This is a genomic window from Pseudomonadota bacterium, assembly GCA_039714795.1.
GTDB lineage: Bacteria > Pseudomonadota > Alphaproteobacteria > JAGOMX01 > JAGOMX01 > JBDLIP01.
The window spans coordinates 1-3,145 of the sequence record JBDLIP010000161.1 but is presented as its reverse complement, the minus strand read 5'-3'; the positions used below and the strand labels follow the sequence as shown (position 1 = coordinate 3,145).

General features: G+C 39.9%; 4 protein-coding genes and 1 tRNA gene. All 5 read left to right on the top strand.

Annotation, left to right across the window (positions count from 1 at the left end):
• Positions 1–317: 317 nt before the first annotated feature.
• The 5 genes from ABFQ95_08250 (at position 318) to ABFQ95_08230 (ending at position 3,052) form a co-directional block, all read left to right on the top strand.
• Positions 318–393, top strand: a tRNA-Lys gene (locus ABFQ95_08250).
• 186 nt (positions 394–579) lie between these two features.
• Positions 580–1,761 (top strand): site-specific integrase, encoded by a 1,182-nt coding sequence (locus tag ABFQ95_08245; GenBank protein ID MEN8237505.1) that lies wholly within the window; start codon positions 580–582, stop codon positions 1,759–1,761.
• Positions 1,762–1,781: 20 nt separating this feature from the next.
• Positions 1,782–2,375: a hypothetical protein gene (locus ABFQ95_08240; GenBank protein MEN8237504.1), complete on the top strand. Its 594-nt coding sequence runs from the start codon at positions 1,782–1,784 to the stop codon at positions 2,373–2,375.
• A gap of 128 nt (positions 2,376–2,503) precedes the next feature.
• The gene (locus ABFQ95_08235) at positions 2,504–2,770 is read left to right on the top strand and encodes a type II toxin-antitoxin system RelE/ParE family toxin (protein ID MEN8237503.1); all 267 of its coding nucleotides are present in this window, start codon (positions 2,504–2,506) and stop codon (positions 2,768–2,770) included.
• 3 nt (positions 2,771–2,773) lie between these two features.
• On the top strand, positions 2,774–3,052 hold the full coding sequence (locus ABFQ95_08230) for a helix-turn-helix transcriptional regulator (GenBank protein ID MEN8237502.1): 279 nt from the start codon (positions 2,774–2,776) through the stop codon (positions 3,050–3,052).
• The last annotated feature ends 93 nt before the right edge of the window (positions 3,053–3,145 follow it).

The window sequence follows — 3,145 nt, the reverse complement described above, 5'->3', positions numbered from 1 at the left end:
CTTTTTGGATTAAAAAAATCTAGTTAATCGAAAAAAGATATTTAAACAAATTAAAAAATTCAATTATTTTTTACAGAATACTTTAAGTTAGTTAAAAGAAATCAGATACCAGATCTCAAATCTCTCTTGACTCACTTTTAAGTGTGGGAGCGGGTTTTATTCCAATTTTAAACTAAGCTGTTTCAGGATATCTGCACAGCGTCTCAGCGCGTCGCTGCCTTGCTGGCATCTGATTTCTGGTTTCTGATTTCTGATTTCTGTTGACCTGGCCTCTATCTCCCATTATCCTAACTTCTAATAATAACCCATTGAAGTATGGGCGCTTAGCTCAGTTGGTAGAGCATCTGACTTTTAATCAGAGGGTCACAGGTTCGAATCCTGTAGCGCCTACCAGGATTTCCGGCCTGGTGCCTAGGTTTCAGGGGAGTTTGACCGTCTTTCTCGATCTCCGAAAATCCCCCAAATAGTGCCTGAATCTCGTTCTGAAGCTCTCCATATGCTCCCCTTTTCTCTTGAAGGGGAAATTTGCATCTGATATCTTCATCTCAGTACTGTATATTTAATCTTGGAAAAAAGGAAATGTCAGAACAAAATACCAACCGCATAAAACTTACAAAACGCGTTGTTGAAAGTGTATCCCCGGATTCTTCAAAGCAGAAATTTCTCTGGGATACAGAAATCACTGGGTTTGGTGTGCGCATTTACCCCACGGGGCGCAAGATGTACTTTTTTCAGTATCGTAACCAGCACAAGACAACTAAAAAAATTAAAATTGGGGTGCATGGTAATATCACGACAGAGCAAGCTAGAGAGGCAGCTAAGGAATTGGCCATTAAGGCAAGTATGGGCAAGGACCCTGCCGCCGAAAGTAAATCCCAAAAATCCAGCCCCACGATGACGGATTTAGCGCGTGATTATATGAAGTTGCATGCGCTTGAGGAAAAGAATTCCAAAAGCATCATTAATGATCGTTGCATGCTTAAGAATCATATTCTCAAGGAGTTTGATTCTAAAAAGGTAAGAGAAGTCACCACACGGGATATTCAAGTCCTGCGAGTAAAACTCAGTGATAAGCGCGTAGCTTCCAACCGTGTTCTGTCCTTACTGCATAAAATGTTTAATCTGGCCATTCAGTGGGAATGGTGTACTGATAATCCCGTTTCTGGTGTTAAGAAATATAAGGAGAATAAACGAACTCGTTGGCTCCAAGATGATGAGCTAAAAAAGCTTATGGATGTTCTAGATTCTTATCATAATCAAACTATGTCCAACATAATTCGACTTTTGCTGCTAACAGGTGCTCGCAAAAATGAGGCCTTGCAAGCAACATGGGATCAAATTGATTTGGAAAAAGGCGTGTGGACCAAAAGCGCTCATACAACCAAGCAAAAAAAGATGCAGCACATCCCTTTGTCACCTACAGCTGTAAAATTACTTAAAAAAATGAAAGCAGAAAAAACTGATTCACCTTATTTGTTTCCAGGCCGTGTCAAAGGCCAACATTTAAAGGAACCCAAAAAAGCCTGGGCTACTATCCGTAAACGAGCAGAACTAGAGGACTTTACGATTCATGATTTACGCCATACTTATGCGTCACATTTGGTTTCCAGCGGTTTGAGTTTAACCATCGTTGGTAAACTGTTGGGACACACCCAAGCCTCTACAACACAGAGATATGCTCATTTAGCAGACGAATCACTTAGGGAGGCAACTAATTTATTTGCAGAAAAATTTGAAAAGTTAGGCAACATGAAAAATTAGCAACAAGAAAGGATAGTTTCATGGCATCACAGAAAAGCAACATTACTGAGATTTCAACAAAGGCAGCAAGCAACGGGAAAACAATGCCTAGAGAACTCAGCCGAACAGCAGAGAGAAAATGGTATGTTAACTACCAACTTTGTAACGGATTAGAGAAATATTATCCAATTACAGCTAAAGAAAAAGATCAAATTTGCGACAAACTCAATACTGTGTATGAAGATGGTATTTTTGATTTCTTAGAATACGATACCGAAACTCATCGTATTCTGGTTCAAGTTTCTCAGCTTACATTTTGTCAGTTTATGCTTGAATCACCTGATTCTTACGGATCCATTGAATCAGCATTAGAGGATATGGATTTTTTTTCTGCCAAGTTTTACTTTGTCAATACCCCCAATCCAGTAATCTTTTCGTCAGGGCCCGATCAACCTGATCCTGCTGATGAAGGAGACGAAGGACAACTGAACAATTTTCTTCATTATTTGCGTGGTGGTTATGAAAAGAAACAACGGCTACGATTGATGGATGAGCTTGGTAGAATAGCCTTTTTCCGGCAAGAAGACTTAGCTCTTGTTGAAATACCGTTAGAAGTTCTCAATCCACAGTACTAATATTCAGTTATGTTTGGTATTTTTAATTTTGCCTTGACTATACATAGCAAAAATGCTATATATAAGATATGAGCGCAGTCTGGAAAATAGAGTTTGTCAGCTCCCAAGCTGAGGAGGAGGTGCTGTGTATGCGCCCCGAATTACAGGCCAAATTCATCCATGTTTCTGAGCTTATTTTGAAGTTTGGTCCAATGCATGTGGGAATGCCTCATATTCGGCCCTTGGGTGACAAGCTCTGGGAAATAAGGGTTAAGGCAGGTAGTGTCATTGCAAGATCGATTTATACTTTGTCTGAGAATCGAACGGTTTTGATTTTACATACTTTCGTCAAAAAAACCCAAAAGACACCCCAAAAGGCAATTCGTAAGGCACAGAAACGCATGAAGGAGGTTTAAGAAATGAGCATTAGCTTTGAAGATGTACGCGATAAGATGCTACAAAATCCGAAGGTTGCAGAAGCCTATGAGCAGATAAAACCAGAATATGATGTTGCAGAGGCTTTAATTGCAGCTAGATTGAAATCCAATTTAAGCCAAGCAGAAGTAGCAAAACGTATGCACACAACCCAATCTGTCGTTGCGCGCTTAGAAAGTGGCCGACATTTACCGTCTTTGCAAACAATTTATAGGTATGCTCATGCGGTCAATAGAAGGATTTCTCTTAACATTTTTCCTTAACCCAAGTTCAACGGCCCGAGTTGCGTAACTGTTTAACAACAAGGGTTTAGCTTCCTCATTTTGTCTGTCCAGTCACTACAGATTTTTCTATCG